The organism is Collinsella sp. AF31-11 (assembly GCF_003475605.1).
In the GTDB taxonomy this organism is placed as follows: domain Bacteria; phylum Actinomycetota; class Coriobacteriia; order Coriobacteriales; family Coriobacteriaceae; genus Collinsella.
Genome location: NZ_QRQS01000006.1, coordinates 94,421 through 109,589 on the forward strand (window position 1 = coordinate 94,421; position 15,169 = coordinate 109,589).

The window sequence follows — 15,169 nt, forward strand, 5'->3', positions numbered from 1 at the left end:
CATGGCATTTAACGTTAACGCGCTCGGATTTGGCGACAACGTCGTCGATCGCTACGAGCATATCCACACCATGTATCCTGGCGGCAACGCGGTGAACTTCGCCGTTTATGCCAAGAAATGCGGTGCCGCACGCTCCGCATACATGGGCATTTTTGGCAATGACGCCGCTGCCGAGCATGTCATTGCAAGCCTCGAGGATGAGGGTATCGAACTTGACAAGTGCGAGCAGATGATTGGCGAGAACGGAGCGGCTCGCGTGACCGTCGTTGACGGTGACCGTGTCTTCCTCGGCTCCAACGAGGGCGGTATCCGTGGCGATGCGCGCTATGTCCTCGATCGCTTTGACCTTTCGTACATGAAGCAGTTCGATGTGGTTCATTCGGGCAACTATTGCTTTACCGAGCGCGAGCTGCCCAAGTTGAAGGCTGCGGGCGTCACGGTCTCTTTTGACTTTTCGGACGACTCCACCGACGAGTACTACGAGCAGATTGCGCCCTACGTCGATTTTGCTTTCTTTAGTGCGGCGGATGCCGCGAGTGAGGACGAGATTCGCGAGCGTCTGGCATGGGTGAAGGGCCTGGGTCCGCGTTTTGTGTCGGCTACGGCGGGTGCCGAGGGCTGCATTGCTTACGACGGCGAGCGTTATTACCGCCAGCTGGCTAAACCGGTAACGGACATGAAGGACACCATGGGGGCGGGCGACTCGTTCCTCACCTCATTTTTGATGTGCTATCTCGATTCCGCCAAGCGTGGTGAGGATGGCGCCGAGGCCATCGAGCGCGCGCTCGATTTTGCTGCCGGGTTTGCCTCGACCGTGTGCGGCATGGAAGGCTCTTGGGGCCACGGAGCACCAATCGTCGAATAGCTTAAGAAAGCGTACGGCGGTCTGGCTATGAGGCCTTGGACAGCCGATGCAAAACAATAAGCGAAACGCAAAAAGGGGGGCTCGTTATGTGGTGGGTCCCCTTTTGAACATTGGAGAAGAGTATGGGTATTAAAGCGTGTGCGGCTGGTTTTTGCTGCGCGGACGTCTATCAAAACATCGGCGTGTTCTATCCGACTGGTAACGGCATTGACTGGGGTATCCATCTTGCACGAATGGGCGTTTCGGTATCCGCCGTGTCGGTTGTCGGCAAGGACGAGTACGGAGACAAGATGAGGGAGGCGCTGGCCGCTGAGGGGTTCGATATCTCACACCTGCGGGTGGAGGATGGCGACACTTCGGTGATGCTCATGGCATTGAAAGACGGCGTCGATCGTGTGCATCTCGAGGCAATCGATGGCGTAATGGAGACATATCGACCGAATGAAGACGACCGGGCGTTTATCCTAGAGCATGACATCATTCATACCGACCTGTTTGGCAATTGTTTGGACCTCCTGCCCGAGTGGCATGATGCGGGCAAGACGGTGGTTATGGACTTCTCGGTGTTCAGCCAGGATCCCGAATATGCCTGCGAGAATCATTTTCCCTACGTTGACTACGCATTTATGTCGTTTGAAGATGACACTCCGGAGCTGCGAGACTGGGTACGTCACGCGCAGGAATTGGGGCCGCGCGTTGCGGTTGCCACGCTTGGCGAGAAGGGAAGCATTGCCTATGACGGTGAGCGCTTCTATGAGTGCGGGATCGTGCCGGCGGAGAAGGTCGTTAATACCGTGGGTGCCGGCGACTCGTATATCGCCGGGTTTACCAAGGGCGTGATCGATGGCCTTGATATTCCGGCGTGTATGAAGGCGGGCGCCGAGCTGTCGTCCCGAGTGATTGGTTCTTTTGAGCCGTACTAGGGTCAAATGCCTGGAAAGGAGTACGAAATGGTTATCGACATGTTGGTCCATCCTATGCTCTACGGCGAGATCTGTACGCCGGGTGATGAGCCTGATGGATTCGGTTTTTGGTCACGAGAATTTGGTATGGGGCATATGGGCCCCATGGATTGGGATGAGCTTCAAGTCGAGATGGACGTCTGCGATGTGCAGAAGAGCGTGCTCATGCCGCTCGATGTAACCACGGCATGCGGAGGGCACTTTGGCACCAATGACCAGATTGCCATGCTGGTTGCCGCACATCCCGATCGTCTGTGGGGATTTGCGAGCGTAGACCCGCAGATGAGCGGTGCCGCAGACGAATTGGAGCGCGCTTTTACCGAGTTGGGGGCAAAGGGGCTTTGCCTGCATCCTGCAAAGCAGGGTTTTGCCCCCGATGATGCTGTGGCCGAGCCGCTTTACGAACTGTGCGAGCGCTATAACAAGCCGGTGGTTTTCCATGCCGGTATGTCTTGGGAGCCGGGCGCAGAGCTCTCGCGCAGTAACCCGCTTGCATTTGAGCACACAATCGCAACGCATCCAAATGTGCGTTTTAGTTTGACCCATTTTGGCTGGCCGTGGGTGCGCGAGACCGTGGCGATGCTGCTCAAGTATCCCAACTGCTACGCGGACACCTCTATCACTTACATCGATTCGCCCGAGGAGATGATGCAGCGTCTTTTCACGGTCGATATGGGGCCGCTGTGGTATGAGCGCGCGCTATCGCACCAAGTGATGTTCGCCAGCAATACGCCGCGCTTCCGTGCATTCAAACTCAAGCGGGCGCTCGATACCGTGCCCATGCGCGATGATGCGCGAGAAAGGCTCTACTGGGGCAATGCCCTGCGTTTTCTTGAAGGGGATGAGTGAACATGGTGACGCTCGAGACATTGAGCTATCTATCGACTGCTCCGGACCAGTTCATCGATATTACCGAGGACGTGCACGCTGCCATCGAGCGCAGCTCGGTGACCAATGGCTTGGCGGCGATTATTTTGTCGCATACGACCTGCGGAATCGTGGTAAACGAGGGGCTGCCCTGCGTGGAGACGGATCTTATGGAGACGCTTGATCGCATCGCCCCACTCGATGCCCCCTATGCGCATGCACACTTCCTGCCGAGCTATGGAGCCACCGGTAACAACTCCTGTGGGCATATCAAGAGCATGATTTGTGGAAACAGTTGCTTCTTTCCCGTCCAAGATGGCCACATCGTGTGCGGAGGTGCCCAGAACATCTATCTTGCGGAGTTTGACGGTCCGCAGAAGCGAAAAGTGTACGTCGAGGTGCTGGGGGAGTAACGTCCCTGCAATAATGAGCTGCACCCCAAAACTTGGACGGCTTAAATAAGAACTACGCCGCAAGGGACTGGCTCCGGAACTCCTCCGGGGTCAGTCCCTTCAGTTTAGTCTGCGTCCTCTGTCAGGTGATCCGTTGTATTATCCGGGTGGAATCGTATCGCGGGTCGTGGAGGCCGCCAAGCGCAGTTCACGCGCTGCATTTTTTGCGGTGCCTGGGCCGGTGATCTCGGGCTGATTAACCGAGATTATGCTAACAACATGCGTCGCAAGGCGGCGCTGCGCTTGGACGACCTTAAGCTTTTTCACTTCATCACGAGCGGGGGGGGGGGTATCTCAACGACCGCTCGACTGTGGACGTTGCCGATTCACTTCTCCTTAATTGCCTACCGGATGCGATGGTCGTCGGCGGTTCGGCTGCCGGTCGTGGCGCTTCGGGCGAGCTTGCCGATGAGGTCCGCGAGCGTCGCAGCGTGCGGCTGAGGCGACGGGGCTCGCGGCGGGGACACCTGTCTTAGTGGGAACGGGCGACTCTGGTGCCGAGGCCATTTCGACGGGTGTATTCCGTCCCGGCGATATGATGGTTCAGTTGGGGAGCACGGCGTATTTCATCTACTTAGCTGATCATATGGTCGATGATGCCCGCCTGTGGTCAGGGACGTTTATCATTCCCGGAACTTACGGGATCTGCGCGGGGACCAATACGGCGGGTGTGCTCGCATCGTAGCTGCGCCAAGAGCTGTATTGCGACGCCGTAGAGGCCGAGGGCCACGGTGGCCCCGATGCATATTCGGTTATGGCGCATGATGCCGCCGATGTGGCGCCGGGTGCCGATGGGCTCCTGTGTCTGCCGTACTTTACGGGGGAGCGTACTCCGCTCAACGGTCCCGAGGCGCGCGGCGTCTTCTTTGGCCTGACCGGAAGGCATACGCGAGCCCATATGGTTCGCGCCGCCTTGGAAGGCGTCGCGTATACCGTTGCATCCCATGTCGACATTATCGAGCGAGAGCATGGGCTGCCAATTGGGCGCATTATGCTTGTCGGAGGTGGAACCAAGAATCCAGTTTGGATGCAAGCTATCGCCGACGTATGTGGGCGCGAGGTCTCGGTTGCCAAGGTTACAGTGGGCGCATGCTTCGGTGATGCCATCATGGCAGCTCTCGCAGGTGGCGCCCATGCATCATGGGATGAGCTCGCCCAAGTCCTTGGCGTTGCGCAAACAATCGTGCCCGATATGGCTGCCCGCGAGTTATATGCGTCGCGCCGTCATATCTTTGACGAATTGTATGCGCGCAACCGTGATCTCATGCACGAATTGGTGTAATGCTGCCGAATTGTACTGCCTTCCAATAGGGACTGCGTGGTGCGATTCGCATGTCCCTTGGCATTTTTTCCCACAGGGGTTAGCGAAGGTCAAAAACAGAGTGCGCATTTGCTAAAACTGCCGACTCGATGCGCTTTGCGTCACAGTCTTTGAGCGAGGCGATGCGTTCTGAGGTTCTTGTGAGCGATTTGATGAGCGATTGCGCGCTTGTTTCTGCGTTTGGCTCGGCCGGCGCATCGGTCTCGAGCAGTAAACGATCGAGTGGAATCTGCCGGGCATATTCGCGTCCACGTTTAGACGCAAGCATGCGTTCGTTGACGGAAAAATTACAGCCCGCATTACGCGCGCGGACGAGTTCGTCCGAGGTACCGCTAAACCAGTGGAAGGTGATAACGGGGGAGTCGGGCCTTGGGGTGAGCAATCCGTGCGACTCGAGGACGTCCAGTACGGTTCCTGCCGAACGAACGGCGTGAATTGATATCACGCGCCCGGTAAGAGGATGATGCACAAGTGCATCGCAGAGCCGTTCAAGTGCCTGTATTTGTAACGGCTCGCTTCCAACAAAGCGTGCGGAAAAGTCGAGCCCGATCTCGCCGATAAAACGCTCTTGTGCAGCGACTTCGCAAAGTAGATTGATTTCGGCGGTTCCGCATCGGCCGTCGGCGAGCCACCAGGGATGGAGCCCTACGCCCGCGATGATGCTCGGGCGGTGACTGGCGCGTGTTTTTGCTGCCGCGAAGTCGCGTGGGTCGACGCCGCAGTCAAATAGACCCAGGCCCAGTGCCGTCGCCTCATCGGCAACGGTATCCGGGCAAGCCATCAAATCAAGATGACAGTGTGCATCAAACAGCTGCGGCTCCATCGCGGCATCCCTGCTAGTCCAAGCGCTGGCCGTCGGCGCGCACGCGCTCGGTGCCGCGTCCGCTGATCTGGCGGATAACCTCGCCGGCGATCATCTGGCCCATGATGGGCGGCATAAAGCTCGCGGTTCCCAGCTCGGTACGCTCGTGGATGTTGGAAGGGTCGCGAGGCTGTGTCTTAACCGATTCCTCGCAGCTAAACAACACGCGAAGGCTCTTGATGCCACGCTTTTTGCACTCTTTGCGCATGATGCGGCTCATAGGGTCGCGCACGGTGTCAAAAATGTCGGCAAAACGCAGGCATTCGGGGTGGAGCTTGTTGGCCCCGCCCATGGAGCTAACCAAATGAATGTCGTGGTCCTGAGCATATTTGGCAATGGTGAGCTTGGCCGAGATGGTGTCGATGGCGTCGACGACGTAGTCGAGCTTGCCGTCCGTCTGCTCCAAAACACTTGCGAAGAACTCATCGATGTTGTCGCTCAACAGGTATTCGGTACGTTTGATGACAGCGGCGGCGGGGTTGATGTCGTTGATCATGGCTTCCATTACATCCACTTTGCGCTTGCCGATGGTGCTGTGAAAGGCGATAGCCTGGCGGTTGATGTTGCTGGGCGCGATGATGTCCTTGTCCAAGATCACAAAATGACCGATGCCGCCACGGGCAAGTGCCTCGCAGCAGTTGGAGCCCACGCCGCCGCAGCCAAGCACCAGCACCGTGGCGTTGGCGAGTTTATCGAGCGCCTCGCGGCCCATGATAATCTCGAGCTTGGTGTCGCGTGTCTCGACGGGAGCTGCAGCTGCGGTTTCGGTCATAGATATCCTCCGATGGGGAAGCGGGTCGTGTTTTGGCTATCGCCATTATAGGTATTATCGCGATTCCATTTGAGCCCTAGGGGTTTGTTGAAACGAGACCGGGATTCGCATAAGATGAAGCAGGTGGCACCCGTTGCCGCGGGTTGGCCAACTCCCAAACACGTTTGTAGCGTGAGAAGTGGCCGTCTTCGCATTACGCGGGGGCGGCTATTTTTTTGAGTATAAGATTAGATAGTTAGACAAATATCTAAATATTGAGTATAGTGTGCGCGTCGAACGAAATACTGAGAGGAGGTCCTATGCCGGGAGAGGGTTTTAAAGCGCTGGCCGATCCTACACGGCGTCACATTTTGGAACTGTTGCGCGAGGGCAATTGTACGGCCGGAGAGCTTGCCGAGCATTTTGACATCAGCAAACCGTCATTGAGCCATCATTTGGCGACGCTTAAAAACGCTGGGTTGGTGACCGACGAGCGTCATGGTCAAAACATCGTATACAGCTTAAACACCACTGTCATGCAGGACTTGATTGGCTGGTTTATGAGCTTTAGAAACACTGAAGGTGGTAAGGATGAATAACGAAAACAAGGGCATTCACGCCACGGGGGTATCGCCGCGCGTGTGGGCCGTGCTCGTGGTGCTGTGCGTTGCCAATGTCGCGGCACACCTTATGGTGATGCCGAGCTTGCCTGCGCAGATTCCCACGCACTGGGGAGCGAGCGGCGCCGTTAACGGTTGGGGTCCCAGTTGGATGGCCTCTGCGCTCGGCGCACTGCCGCTGGTGCTTTTGGCGGTGTTCTACGTGGTGCCGCGCATCGACCCCAAGGGCGAGGCGTATCGGACTTCGGGCAAGTTCTATCAGGGTTTCGTAATCGCCTTCACGCTGGCCATGTGTGCCATAAGCTGGCTGGGGGAGCTTACCGTATGGGGTGTGGTGCCTGCTGCTGGCACGGTCAATTTGCTGGTATCGGGCGCTATCGGTTTGCTCTTTATTGGAATGGGCAACTACCTGCCGCGTGTGAAGCAAAACTACACGCTGGGCATCAAGACGCCTTGGGCGCTTGCCGACCCCGAGAACTGGCGCCGTACGCAGCGTTTTGGTGGCGCCTGCTTTATGGTGCTGGGCGTTGGTCTGATTGTGATGGGTGTAGCGGGCAGCGTGCTATCGAGTGAAGTCGTCGCCACAGTGATCGCGGTGCTGGCGTTTGGATTGGCCGGAGCTGCCTACGTCTACTCGTATCTGCTGTGGCGCAAGTCTCAGCGGGCTGTTCGCTAAGGTTGCGGAAAACTAGCGTACGCAGTTCATATTTTGTTCCGGGGGACTTTTCCCAGGTAGTATTAGGGGGTGTGGGCGACCATGCCCCCTTTTATTAGAACGCGCGGATTGCCCCCCGCTTTTCCAAAACGGACAGGGGGAGAAGATTTCCGCAGCTAGATAAGGAGAAACGGACATTGGCTGAGTTCATTTACAGCATGTATCAGGCTCGCAAGGCCCATGGCGACAAGGTGATCCTTGACGACGTGACCCTGAGCTTCTATCCCGGTGCCAAGATCGGCGTCGTGGGCCCCAACGGCATGGGCAAGTCGACCCTGCTCAAGATTATGGCTGGCATCGAGGAAGTTTCCAACGGCGATGCCAGGCTCACCCCCGGCTACACCGTAGGAATCCTGCAGCAGGAGCCGCCGCTCGACGACGACAAGACCGTCATCGAGAACGTGCGCATGGCGTTTGGTGACATGATCGCCAAAGTCGATCGCTTCAACAAGATCGGCGAGGAGATGTGCGACCCGGATTGCGACATGGACGCCCTCATGGCCGAGATGGGCAAGCTCCAGGACGAGATCGACGCCGCCGACGGTTGGGATATCGATTCCAAGCTCGGCCAGGCCATGGACGCCCTGCAGCTGCCCGATTCTGACATGCCGGTTAACGTGCTTTCCGGCGGCGAGCGCCGCCGCGTGGCCCTGTGCAAGCTGCTGCTCGAGGCTCCCGACCTGCTGCTGCTTGACGAGCCCACGAACCACCTGGACGCCGAGTCGATCCTGTGGCTCGAGCACTTCCTGCATAACTATCAGGGCGCTGTGCTTGCCGTCACGCATGACCGCTACTTCCTGGATAACGTCGCCGAGTGGATCTGCGAGGTCGACCGCGGCCACCTCTACCCCTACAAGGGCAACTACTCCACGTATCTGGAGACCAAGGCCGCGCGTATCGAGGCTCAGGGCAACCGCGATGCCAAGCTCGCCAAGCGCATGGAGGCCGAGCTCGAGTGGGTGCGCAGCTCGCCCAAGGCCCGCCAGGCCAAGAACAAGGCCCGTCTGGCTCGCTACGAGGAGATGGAGGCCGAGGCCCGCGCAAGCCAGAAGCTCGACTGGACCGACATCCGCATCCCTGTGGGTCCGCGTCTGGGCAACAAGGTGCTCGAGGCCCATCACCTGCACAAAGAGTTCGACGGCCGCGTGCTCATCGACGATCTTTCGTTCACCCTGCCGCGCAACGGCATCGTGGGTGTGATCGGCCCCAACGGCGTCGGTAAGACCACGCTGTTCAAGACGATTGTGGGTCTGGAGCCGCTGACTTCGGGCGAGCTCGAGGTGGGCGAGACCGTCAAGATTTCCTACGTCGACCAGAACCGTTCCGGCATCGATCCCGATAAGAACCTATGGGAGGTCGTCTCGGACGGCCTGGACCACATGATGGTCGGCGAGACCGAGGTTCCGAGCCGCGCTTATGTGGCGAGTTTTGGCTTTAAGGGCCAGGACCAGCAGAAGCGCGCCGGTGTGCTCTCCGGTGGCGAGCGCAATCGTCTGAACTTGGCGCTTACGCTCAAGCAGGGCGGCAACCTGCTGCTCCTCGACGAGCCCACGAACGACCTCGACGTCGAGACGCTGTCCTCGCTCGAGGCAGCGCTGCTCGAGTTCCCGGGCTGCTCGGTGGTCATTAGCCACGACCGTATGTTCCTGGACCGCGTCGCCACGCACATTCTGGCGTGGGAGGGCACCGACGAGAATCCGGGCAACTGGTATTGGTTCGAGGGCAACTTCGAGGCCTATCAGGCCAACCGCATCGAGCGCCTGGGCGAGGACGCAGCTCAGCCGCATCGCATCCACCGCAAGCTGACGCGTGACTAGTTTTGTTACGCGGTTTTACCAAACCGCGTAACTGCTCGACGCTGCGCGGGCCGCAAGCACCCCATCTTGCCGTTCAAGCCGTCGCTCGCGTACCGAAGTACGCGTCGCTCCTCTTTCACGGCAACCTGGGGCACTTGCGACCCGCTCGCTGTTGATTACGCGACATCAACAAATAAAAACGGCTCAAATCCGGGTTTGGATTTGAGCCGTTTTTCGCTGCTACTTGCGTCGAGCGATGTCGTGAAAGACAAAGTAGTCGGGGCGGTGTCGCGAACAGGTGTATTCGAACATTTCTCCGGCGGCGGTAAAGACTTGGTTGGACATAACGGCCATGTAGCAGCCTTCGGGAAGGTCCAACAGCTCATAGTCGCGCTTGGTGGCGGGTTCGACGGTTATTTCGCGACGGCTTTGGGCAATCTTAAGGCCAAGGTCCTGCTCGAGATATCGATAAATGGAGCTTGAGGCCTTATCGGCATCGAGCCCCTGTACGTCGCTTGCCAAAAAATAGCTTTCATCGCGAATGACTGGGCAACCGGCTATGGAACGAACACGCTCGAGATGAATGAGAACTGACCCGACTTCAAACCCCGTTCTGTGGGCTGCCTTTTCGGTGGCTTTGACTTGCTCAAAGAGCGTCACCTTTGTTTCGGAATCAAGCTCCAGGCGCCTGATGGATTCGTCGTATGTCTCGATGCCGCCAACTTCAAAGAGGGCGCGGCTTCGCGGGCGCCAGATGACGCGGACACCCTTGCCATGGATCGGCTGCACCAACCCCTCGTCGGCGAGAGCCGTGAGGGCGCGTCGAAGTGTGTTGTGCGAGCACTCGTATTTTTGGACGAGTTGGGCCTCGGAGGGGAGAAACGACTGAAAAGGATACGTTCCCTCAAGAATGTCGCCTTTGATATCGGTGTAGATGCCTTGCCAGATGGCCTTCATAGCTGTCCTTTGAATCATTTAAATAAGTTGTATTTCAGTATACCGTTCGAATCCGATGCTCTCCGTTCGCAGTGAAAAATCGACCGTTCAGCAACTTATTCAAATAAGTCAAGAAACGTAGAATCAATCTGGCTAAACTAGTTGCTGTCAAACAACTTATTCAAATAAGTTGTCATTTAAAGGCGGGTGGGCCACCTACAGTGTTCTGTCGAAAAGCGCAGAAGGAGGAACGCATGGGTAAGTATGCGGACGACGCGACCAAGCTGCTCGAGCTGGTGGGAGGCAAGGACAATATTGCCGCTGTGAGCCACTGTATGACGCGTATGAGGTTTGTCCTCAACGATGAATCGAAGGCCGACGTGCCGGGTATCGAGGCGCTTCCCTATACCAAGGGCAGCTTTACGCAGGCTGGGCAGTTCCAGGTCATCATTGGTAACGACGTCAAAGCCTACTATTCGGAGTTTACTGAGATCGCCGGAATCGAGGGCGTGAGCAAGGACGCAGCCAAGGCCGCCGCCGTCCAAAACCAGAATCCCATTCAGCGCGCCATGACGGTTATCGCCGAGGTATTTGCACCCATCATTCCCGCTGTTATCGTCGGCGGCCTCATTCTCGGTTTCCGCAATTGCATCGATTCGCTGTATGTGTTTGGCGACGGTACGCAGACGCTCGTGCAGCTGAGTCAATTTTGGGCTGGCGTCGACAGCTTTTTATGGTTGATTGGCGAGGCGGTCTTCCATACTGGCATTCCAGTAGGCATCTGTTGGTCGGTCACCAAAAAGATGGGTGGCACGCCTATGCTCGGTATCGTTTTGGGTTTGACGCTTATCTCCGGGCAGCTTCTTAACGCCTATTCCGTTGCCGGCACGCCGGCTGATCAGATTCCGCAGTGGGACTTTGGCTTTGCCCAGGTCAATATGATCGGCTATCAGGCGCAGGTCATTCCCGCGATTCTCGCCGCAGTTACACTTGGCTTCTTGGAGCGTTTCTTCCGCAAGATCACGCCCGAGGTCGTCTCGATGATCGTCGTTCCATTCTGCAGCCTGCTGCTTGCCGTCATGGCCGCCCACTTTGTCCTTGGACCCATTGGCTGGTGGCTCGGTAGCGGTGTCTCCGCCATCATTTACGCCGGCATCACCGGCCCGTTCCGCGCCCTGTTCGGCGCTCTCTTTGGTGCGTTTTATGCGCCGCTGGTTATTACCGGCCTGCACCACATGTCTAACGCCATCGACCTGCAGCTGATTGCCGATTTTGGTGGCACTATGCTTTGGCCCATGATCGCGCTTTCCAATATCGCACAAGGCTCGGCTGTATTGGGCATGGCGTACCTGCAGCGTTCCAACGATCGTGACCAGCAGGTAAATATCCCCGCCATCATCTCTTGCTACCTGGGTGTTACCGAGCCTGCCATGTTCGGCGTCAACCTTAAGTACACGTTCCCGTTTGTGTGTGCCATGATCGGCTCCTCCCTTGCTGGTCTTTTGAGCGTGGTGACAAACTGCACCGCAAACGCCGTTGGCGTCGGTGGCCTGCCGGGAATCCTTTCGATGCAGCCTGACAGCTGGGCGATGTTTGCGGTTTGTATGCTCATCGTGCTGGTCGTTCCTTTTGTCCTGACGGTTATCGTGGGCTCCAAGAAAGGCATTCGCGAGGAGGCCGAGGCCAGTGCCGCCGAGATTCGCGCGGAGTTGGCCGCTCAGGATAAGTAACCCTACGAGCAGTAACCCTACGAGCGCCGCGGCGGCTTTGTTCGTCAGCGGTGCTCGCGAATTTCACATTTCCTGTTGGAGGGAGGACGAGCGATGCTTGATATCAGCAATAAGGTCGTGTACCAAATCTATCCCAAGAGCTTTAACGATTCTAATGGTGACGGCTGGGGCGATCTGCCCGGCATCACGCAAAAGCTCGACTACCTCAAGCAGCTTGGTATCGATTACCTCTGGATAACCCCATTTTTTGTCTCGCCGCAAAAGGATAACGGCTACGACGTGGCCGATTACCGAAGCATCGATCCGCGATTTGGAACCATGGAGGAGTTCGAAGAGCTTTCGCGCGAGGCGCATGCGCGCGGCATCGGCCTTATGCTCGACATGGTATTTAACCATGTTTCGAGCGAGCATGAGTGGTTTCAGCGAGCCATCGCGGGCGACAAGCGCTATCAGGACTACTTTATTTTTGAAGAGGGGACACCGCGTGAGCTTCCCTGCAACTGGGAATCGAAGTTTGGCGGTCCCGCCTGGACCTGGGAACCTCATGTTGGCAAATGGTACCTGCACCTATTCGATCCGGGCCAACCCGACCTCAACTGGAAAAATCCTGAAGTGAGGCATGAGGTTGCCGATGTCTTGCGTTTTTGGCGCGAGAAGGGCGTTGACGGCTTTCGCTTCGACGTAATCAATCTAATCGATAAGCCAGATTCATGGGAAGACGACTACGAGGGCGATGGTCGCCGCTTTTACACGGACGGTGCGCGTGTGGACAGCTACATCCAGGAGCTGGTGCGTGAGGGCGGCATCGAGGGCATGATGACGGTCGGAGAGATGAATTCGACGGGCCTTGAGGCTTGCATTCGATATACGCAGCCTCAAAACCACGAGCTCGCTATGACCTTCAACTTCCATCATCTTAAGGTCGATTTTGAGAACGGGAGGAAGTGGGTAAACAAGGCTCCTGACTTTGCGCTGTTGCAAAAGACTCTTGCCGCCTGGCAGGAGGGTATGCAGGCGGGCGGTGGTTGGAATGCCGTGTTCTGGGACAATCACGACCAGCCACGTGCCCTTTCGCGTTTTGGGACCGACGGTTCCCTGCGCATTCCCGCGGCAAAGATGCTCGCGCTCTTTATGGACCTGTTGCGCGGCACGCCCTATATCTATCAAGGTGACGAGCTGGGCTCGACCAACGCACACTTTACGAGCATCGAAGAGTTCAACGATGTCGAGAGCCGCAACTATTACCGCATCTTGCTCGAGCAGGGAAAGGCACCCGAAGAGGCGCTCGCGATCATCAACATGCATTCGCGCGATAACGGCCGCCTGCCTATGCAGTGGAATGGCGAGGTGCACCATGGTTTTTCGATCGCTGAGCCTTGGGTTCCGATGGCTCGCGATGCGAAGGATTGTAGCCAAGATGAGATAACGGCGGAGCTCGAAGTGGGCGTTTCGAATTCAATTTTTGAGTTCTATCGTCAGGTGAATGAGCTGCGGCACGAGTTGCCTGTGGTGGCGACGGGCAAGGTCCGTTTTGTTGACGCGGACAGTGCGCCCGTGCTCGCGTATGGGCGATTTGGCAATCTTACTGTCGGAGAGCCCTATGATGCGTCGGTGGCGACGATCGAAGACATGTCCGCGCCTGGATCGATGCTTGTGGTTGCCAATTTCTTCGATGGTATGAGCGAAGTGGGCCCGGAAGTCCGGGAACTGCTGGCTCAAGGGGAGTGGGACGTGCTGCTGCACTCGTATGGGGATGTTGAGGACCTGCAGGCGCTTCGCCCCTTTGAGGGATATGCGCTCATTCGTAAATAAGCGCATGGGTATTGTGTCCATTTGCAGCTGAGTGCGGCCTGATTGGCACAATTAAACGGCTCAAATCCTGATTTGGATTTGAGCCGTTTGTCGTTACTGCTCGGGTTCTTCGATTTTATCGATGGTCCAGGCGGCTCCGAGACCGCCGGTGGTGTTGCGGCGGATGCGTACGGTAACCTCGCGGCGCTCGCCGTCCTGCGTGTAGCGCAGCGGGAAACTCGCTCGGTTGCGCGCGACGTCGATGGTGCCGCGCTCGCGGGCGATCCAGTAGTACTCGCCGACAATGCCGAGGGTATCGGCGCCGTAGGGGAGATAGGTCGACAGCTGGTGCAGCAACGGACCGGGGCAGAAGACCTCGGTTGCGATATCGATGGGGAAGTCCTCGGGGATGGTCGGTGCTGTGGGTGCGGGGGCTGGTGGCGTGGCCGGTGCAGGGGCCCGCCCATCGACGGGCGCCATCCCGGGCGCGGACGCGGGTTCGGCAGCGGACACGGGTTCGGGGTCCGCTTTCGGCATCGCCGCGGAATCTGTGGACTCGACGGTAGCGGGTGCATCTGTGGGCATGGTGTCGACCTCGACTTGCGGAGCGTTCTCATGCTCGACGCTCGGCTTTGTCTCAACCGGCGTGGAAGCCATGGTGGTGATACCTGCGTTGGCGTTCTCGGGGTCATAGACGACCGTGAGCGAGATGGCGGGCTGCGGCGTCTCGGGCTCCGGTGTCGCCTCGGTAGCGTTTTGATCTGCGGGCTCGTCAGACTGACCGTCCTCGGCATTGTCGCCAAAGACATCGCTATTCTGGAACACGGGCGCCTCGGGTTGGCCAGCCGTCTCTTCGATTGTCGACGTGGGAGTCTCGTTGAGCTCAACAGTGGCTTCCTGATCAGACATGGCTTCGGAATCAGTTGTGGTGGCGATTTCGGTTTCGGCTTCTGCCGTCACCTCGATAGCGACTTCGATCTCTGTCTCGGGCTCGGGTTCCGGCACGGCTTCAACCATGGCTTCTGGCTCGGTGCGCTTTACGTGCTTGGGGCGCACGGCCTTGAGGTCCTTCTCACCGCGCTTTTTCTTTTTGTAGGACTGCTTGGCGCCCTTGACTGCCTTGGGCTTGTCCTCGCCCTTGGCAAGTGCGACATCCCAGGCCTCGTTTGCGATGACCGTGGCATACAGGCGACCGCCCTTAAAGACGGTCAGCTTAATGCAGTCGTCGAGCTCCTCGAGCAGCTCGCGCGTGGTCTCAAACCCCAGGTCATAAGCGGCCATGTCGCCGGCGGCGAGTACCTCCTCGACCTGCGTCATAAACGTTTGCTTGCCGCATCCGATTGCATCGCGCAGCAGGCGATACAGATAGATGTGGTTGCCCAGCGATAGCGTGGGCTTAACTATTGTCTTGCTCATGGCAAATCTCCTCTTTACACACCAAAGCATCTTACCATCGCGCGGGACTTGCTACCTCGGCGCCCAAGGCAAACGGGCGCGAACC

Annotated in this window: 14 protein-coding genes and 1 pseudogene; 10 read left to right on the top strand and 5 right to left on the bottom strand. The window is 57.7% G+C overall.

Annotation, left to right across the window (positions count from 1 at the left end; genetic code table 11):
• Position 1 precedes the first annotated feature (1 nt).
• The 4 genes from DWZ22_RS05240 (at position 2) to DWZ22_RS05255 (ending at position 3,107) form a co-directional block, all read left to right on the top strand.
• On the top strand, positions 2-865 hold the full coding sequence (locus DWZ22_RS05240) for a PfkB family carbohydrate kinase (protein WP_035138847.1): 864 nt from the start codon (positions 2-4) through the stop codon (positions 863-865).
• Between the two features lie 122 nt (positions 866-987).
• A complete protein-coding gene (frlD, locus tag DWZ22_RS05245) occupies positions 988-1,788 on the top strand; it encodes a fructoselysine 6-kinase (RefSeq protein ID WP_117637477.1) in 801 nt (266 codons plus the stop codon).
• 27 nt (positions 1,789-1,815) lie between these two features.
• A complete protein-coding gene (locus DWZ22_RS05250; RefSeq protein WP_233539374.1) occupies positions 1,816-2,676 on the top strand; it encodes an amidohydrolase family protein in 861 nt (286 codons plus the stop codon).
• A 2-nt stretch (positions 2,677-2,678) separates the two neighbouring features.
• The gene (locus tag DWZ22_RS05255) at positions 2,679-3,107 is read left to right on the top strand and encodes a secondary thiamine-phosphate synthase enzyme YjbQ (protein ID WP_117735290.1); all 429 of its coding nucleotides are present in this window, start codon (positions 2,679-2,681) and stop codon (positions 3,105-3,107) included.
• Positions 3,108-3,159: 52 nt separating this feature from the next.
• Here the strand turns inward: DWZ22_RS05255 and DWZ22_RS10670 are convergent.
• Positions 3,160-3,225 (bottom strand): annotated as a pseudogene (locus DWZ22_RS10670) (IS3 family transposase); the annotation flags it as partial.
• 618 nt (positions 3,226-3,843) lie between these two features.
• Between DWZ22_RS10670 and DWZ22_RS10450 the strand changes: the two are divergent.
• Positions 3,844-4,428 carry an FGGY-family carbohydrate kinase gene (locus DWZ22_RS10450; protein ID WP_369831606.1) on the top strand — a complete coding sequence of 195 codons (585 nt, stop codon included), beginning with the start codon at positions 3,844-3,846 and terminating at the stop codon, positions 4,426-4,428.
• A gap of 79 nt (positions 4,429-4,507) precedes the next feature.
• On the opposite strand, the gene DWZ22_RS05265 is transcribed toward DWZ22_RS10450, so the two are convergent.
• Positions 4,508-5,290: a TatD family hydrolase gene (locus DWZ22_RS05265; RefSeq protein ID WP_118405613.1), complete on the bottom strand. Its 783-nt coding sequence runs from the start codon at positions 5,288-5,290 to the stop codon at positions 4,508-4,510.
• Positions 5,291-5,303: 13 nt separating this feature from the next.
• Positions 5,304-6,101: a ThiF family adenylyltransferase gene (locus tag DWZ22_RS05270; RefSeq protein ID WP_117735287.1), complete on the bottom strand. Its 798-nt coding sequence runs from the start codon at positions 6,099-6,101 to the stop codon at positions 5,304-5,306.
• Positions 6,102-6,400: 299 nt separating this feature from the next.
• On the opposite strand from DWZ22_RS05270, the gene DWZ22_RS05275 reads away from it, so the two are divergent.
• The 3 genes from DWZ22_RS05275 to ettA all read left to right on the top strand — a co-directional run bounded on the left by DWZ22_RS05275 (position 6,401) and on the right by ettA (position 9,232).
• The gene (locus DWZ22_RS05275) at positions 6,401-6,679 is read left to right on the top strand and encodes an autorepressor SdpR family transcription factor (RefSeq protein WP_117735286.1); all 279 of its coding nucleotides are present in this window, start codon (positions 6,401-6,403) and stop codon (positions 6,677-6,679) included.
• Positions 6,672-7,376: an SdpI family protein gene (locus tag DWZ22_RS05280; protein ID WP_117743500.1), complete on the top strand. Its 705-nt coding sequence runs from the start codon at positions 6,672-6,674 to the stop codon at positions 7,374-7,376. Before DWZ22_RS05275 ends, DWZ22_RS05280 begins: the two co-directional genes overlap by 8 nt.
• A gap of 176 nt (positions 7,377-7,552) precedes the next feature.
• The gene (gene ettA / locus DWZ22_RS05285) at positions 7,553-9,232 is read left to right on the top strand and encodes an energy-dependent translational throttle protein EttA (protein WP_117735284.1); all 1,680 of its coding nucleotides are present in this window, start codon (positions 7,553-7,555) and stop codon (positions 9,230-9,232) included.
• A 219-nt stretch (positions 9,233-9,451) separates the two neighbouring features.
• Here the strand turns inward: ettA and DWZ22_RS05290 are convergent, their stop codons facing one another.
• Positions 9,452-10,168 carry a UTRA domain-containing protein gene (locus tag DWZ22_RS05290; RefSeq protein ID WP_117743499.1) on the bottom strand — a complete coding sequence of 239 codons (717 nt, stop codon included), beginning with the start codon at positions 10,166-10,168 and terminating at the stop codon, positions 9,452-9,454.
• Between the two features lie 233 nt (positions 10,169-10,401).
• On the opposite strand from DWZ22_RS05290, the gene treP reads away from it, so the two are divergent.
• Both treP and DWZ22_RS05300 read left to right on the top strand, forming a co-directional pair.
• On the top strand, positions 10,402-11,877 hold the full coding sequence (gene treP / locus DWZ22_RS05295; protein WP_117743498.1) for a PTS system trehalose-specific EIIBC component: 1,476 nt from the start codon (positions 10,402-10,404) through the stop codon (positions 11,875-11,877).
• A gap of 93 nt (positions 11,878-11,970) precedes the next feature.
• Entirely contained in the window at positions 11,971-13,689 is a 1,719-nt protein-coding gene (locus DWZ22_RS05300; protein ID WP_117763767.1) for an alpha,alpha-phosphotrehalase, read from the top strand.
• A 93-nt stretch (positions 13,690-13,782) separates the two neighbouring features.
• Here the strand turns inward: DWZ22_RS05300 and DWZ22_RS05305 are convergent, their stop codons facing one another.
• Complete coding sequence (locus DWZ22_RS05305; RefSeq protein WP_118405614.1) at positions 13,783-15,084, bottom strand: hypothetical protein; 1,302 nt, start codon at positions 15,082-15,084, stop codon at positions 13,783-13,785.
• Positions 15,085-15,169: the final 85 nt, after the last annotated feature.

Coding starts and splice junctions, on each gene's coding strand:
- DWZ22_RS05240 (WP_035138847.1), top strand. CDS start 2: ATGGCATTTAACGTTAACGCGCTCGGATTTGGCGACAACGTCGTCGAT.
- frlD (WP_117637477.1), top strand. CDS start 988: ATGGGTATTAAAGCGTGTGCGGCTGGTTTTTGCTGCGCGGACGTCTAT.
- DWZ22_RS05250 (WP_233539374.1), top strand. CDS start 1,816: ATGGTTATCGACATGTTGGTCCATCCTATGCTCTACGGCGAGATCTGT.
- DWZ22_RS05255 (WP_117735290.1), top strand. CDS start 2,679: ATGGTGACGCTCGAGACATTGAGCTATCTATCGACTGCTCCGGACCAG.
- DWZ22_RS05265 (WP_118405613.1), bottom strand. CDS start 5,290: ATGGAGCCGCAGCTGTTTGATGCACACTGTCATCTTGATTTGATGGCT.
- DWZ22_RS05270 (WP_117735287.1), bottom strand. CDS start 6,101: ATGACCGAAACCGCAGCTGCAGCTCCCGTCGAGACACGCGACACCAAG.
- DWZ22_RS05275 (WP_117735286.1), top strand. CDS start 6,401: ATGCCGGGAGAGGGTTTTAAAGCGCTGGCCGATCCTACACGGCGTCAC.
- DWZ22_RS05280 (WP_117743500.1), top strand. CDS start 6,672: ATGAATAACGAAAACAAGGGCATTCACGCCACGGGGGTATCGCCGCGC.
- DWZ22_RS05290 (WP_117743499.1), bottom strand. CDS start 10,168: ATGAAGGCCATCTGGCAAGGCATCTACACCGATATCAAAGGCGACATT.
- treP (WP_117743498.1), top strand. CDS start 10,402: ATGGGTAAGTATGCGGACGACGCGACCAAGCTGCTCGAGCTGGTGGGA.
- DWZ22_RS05300 (WP_117763767.1), top strand. CDS start 11,971: ATGCTTGATATCAGCAATAAGGTCGTGTACCAAATCTATCCCAAGAGC.
- DWZ22_RS05305 (WP_118405614.1), bottom strand. CDS start 15,084: ATGAGCAAGACAATAGTTAAGCCCACGCTATCGCTGGGCAACCACATC.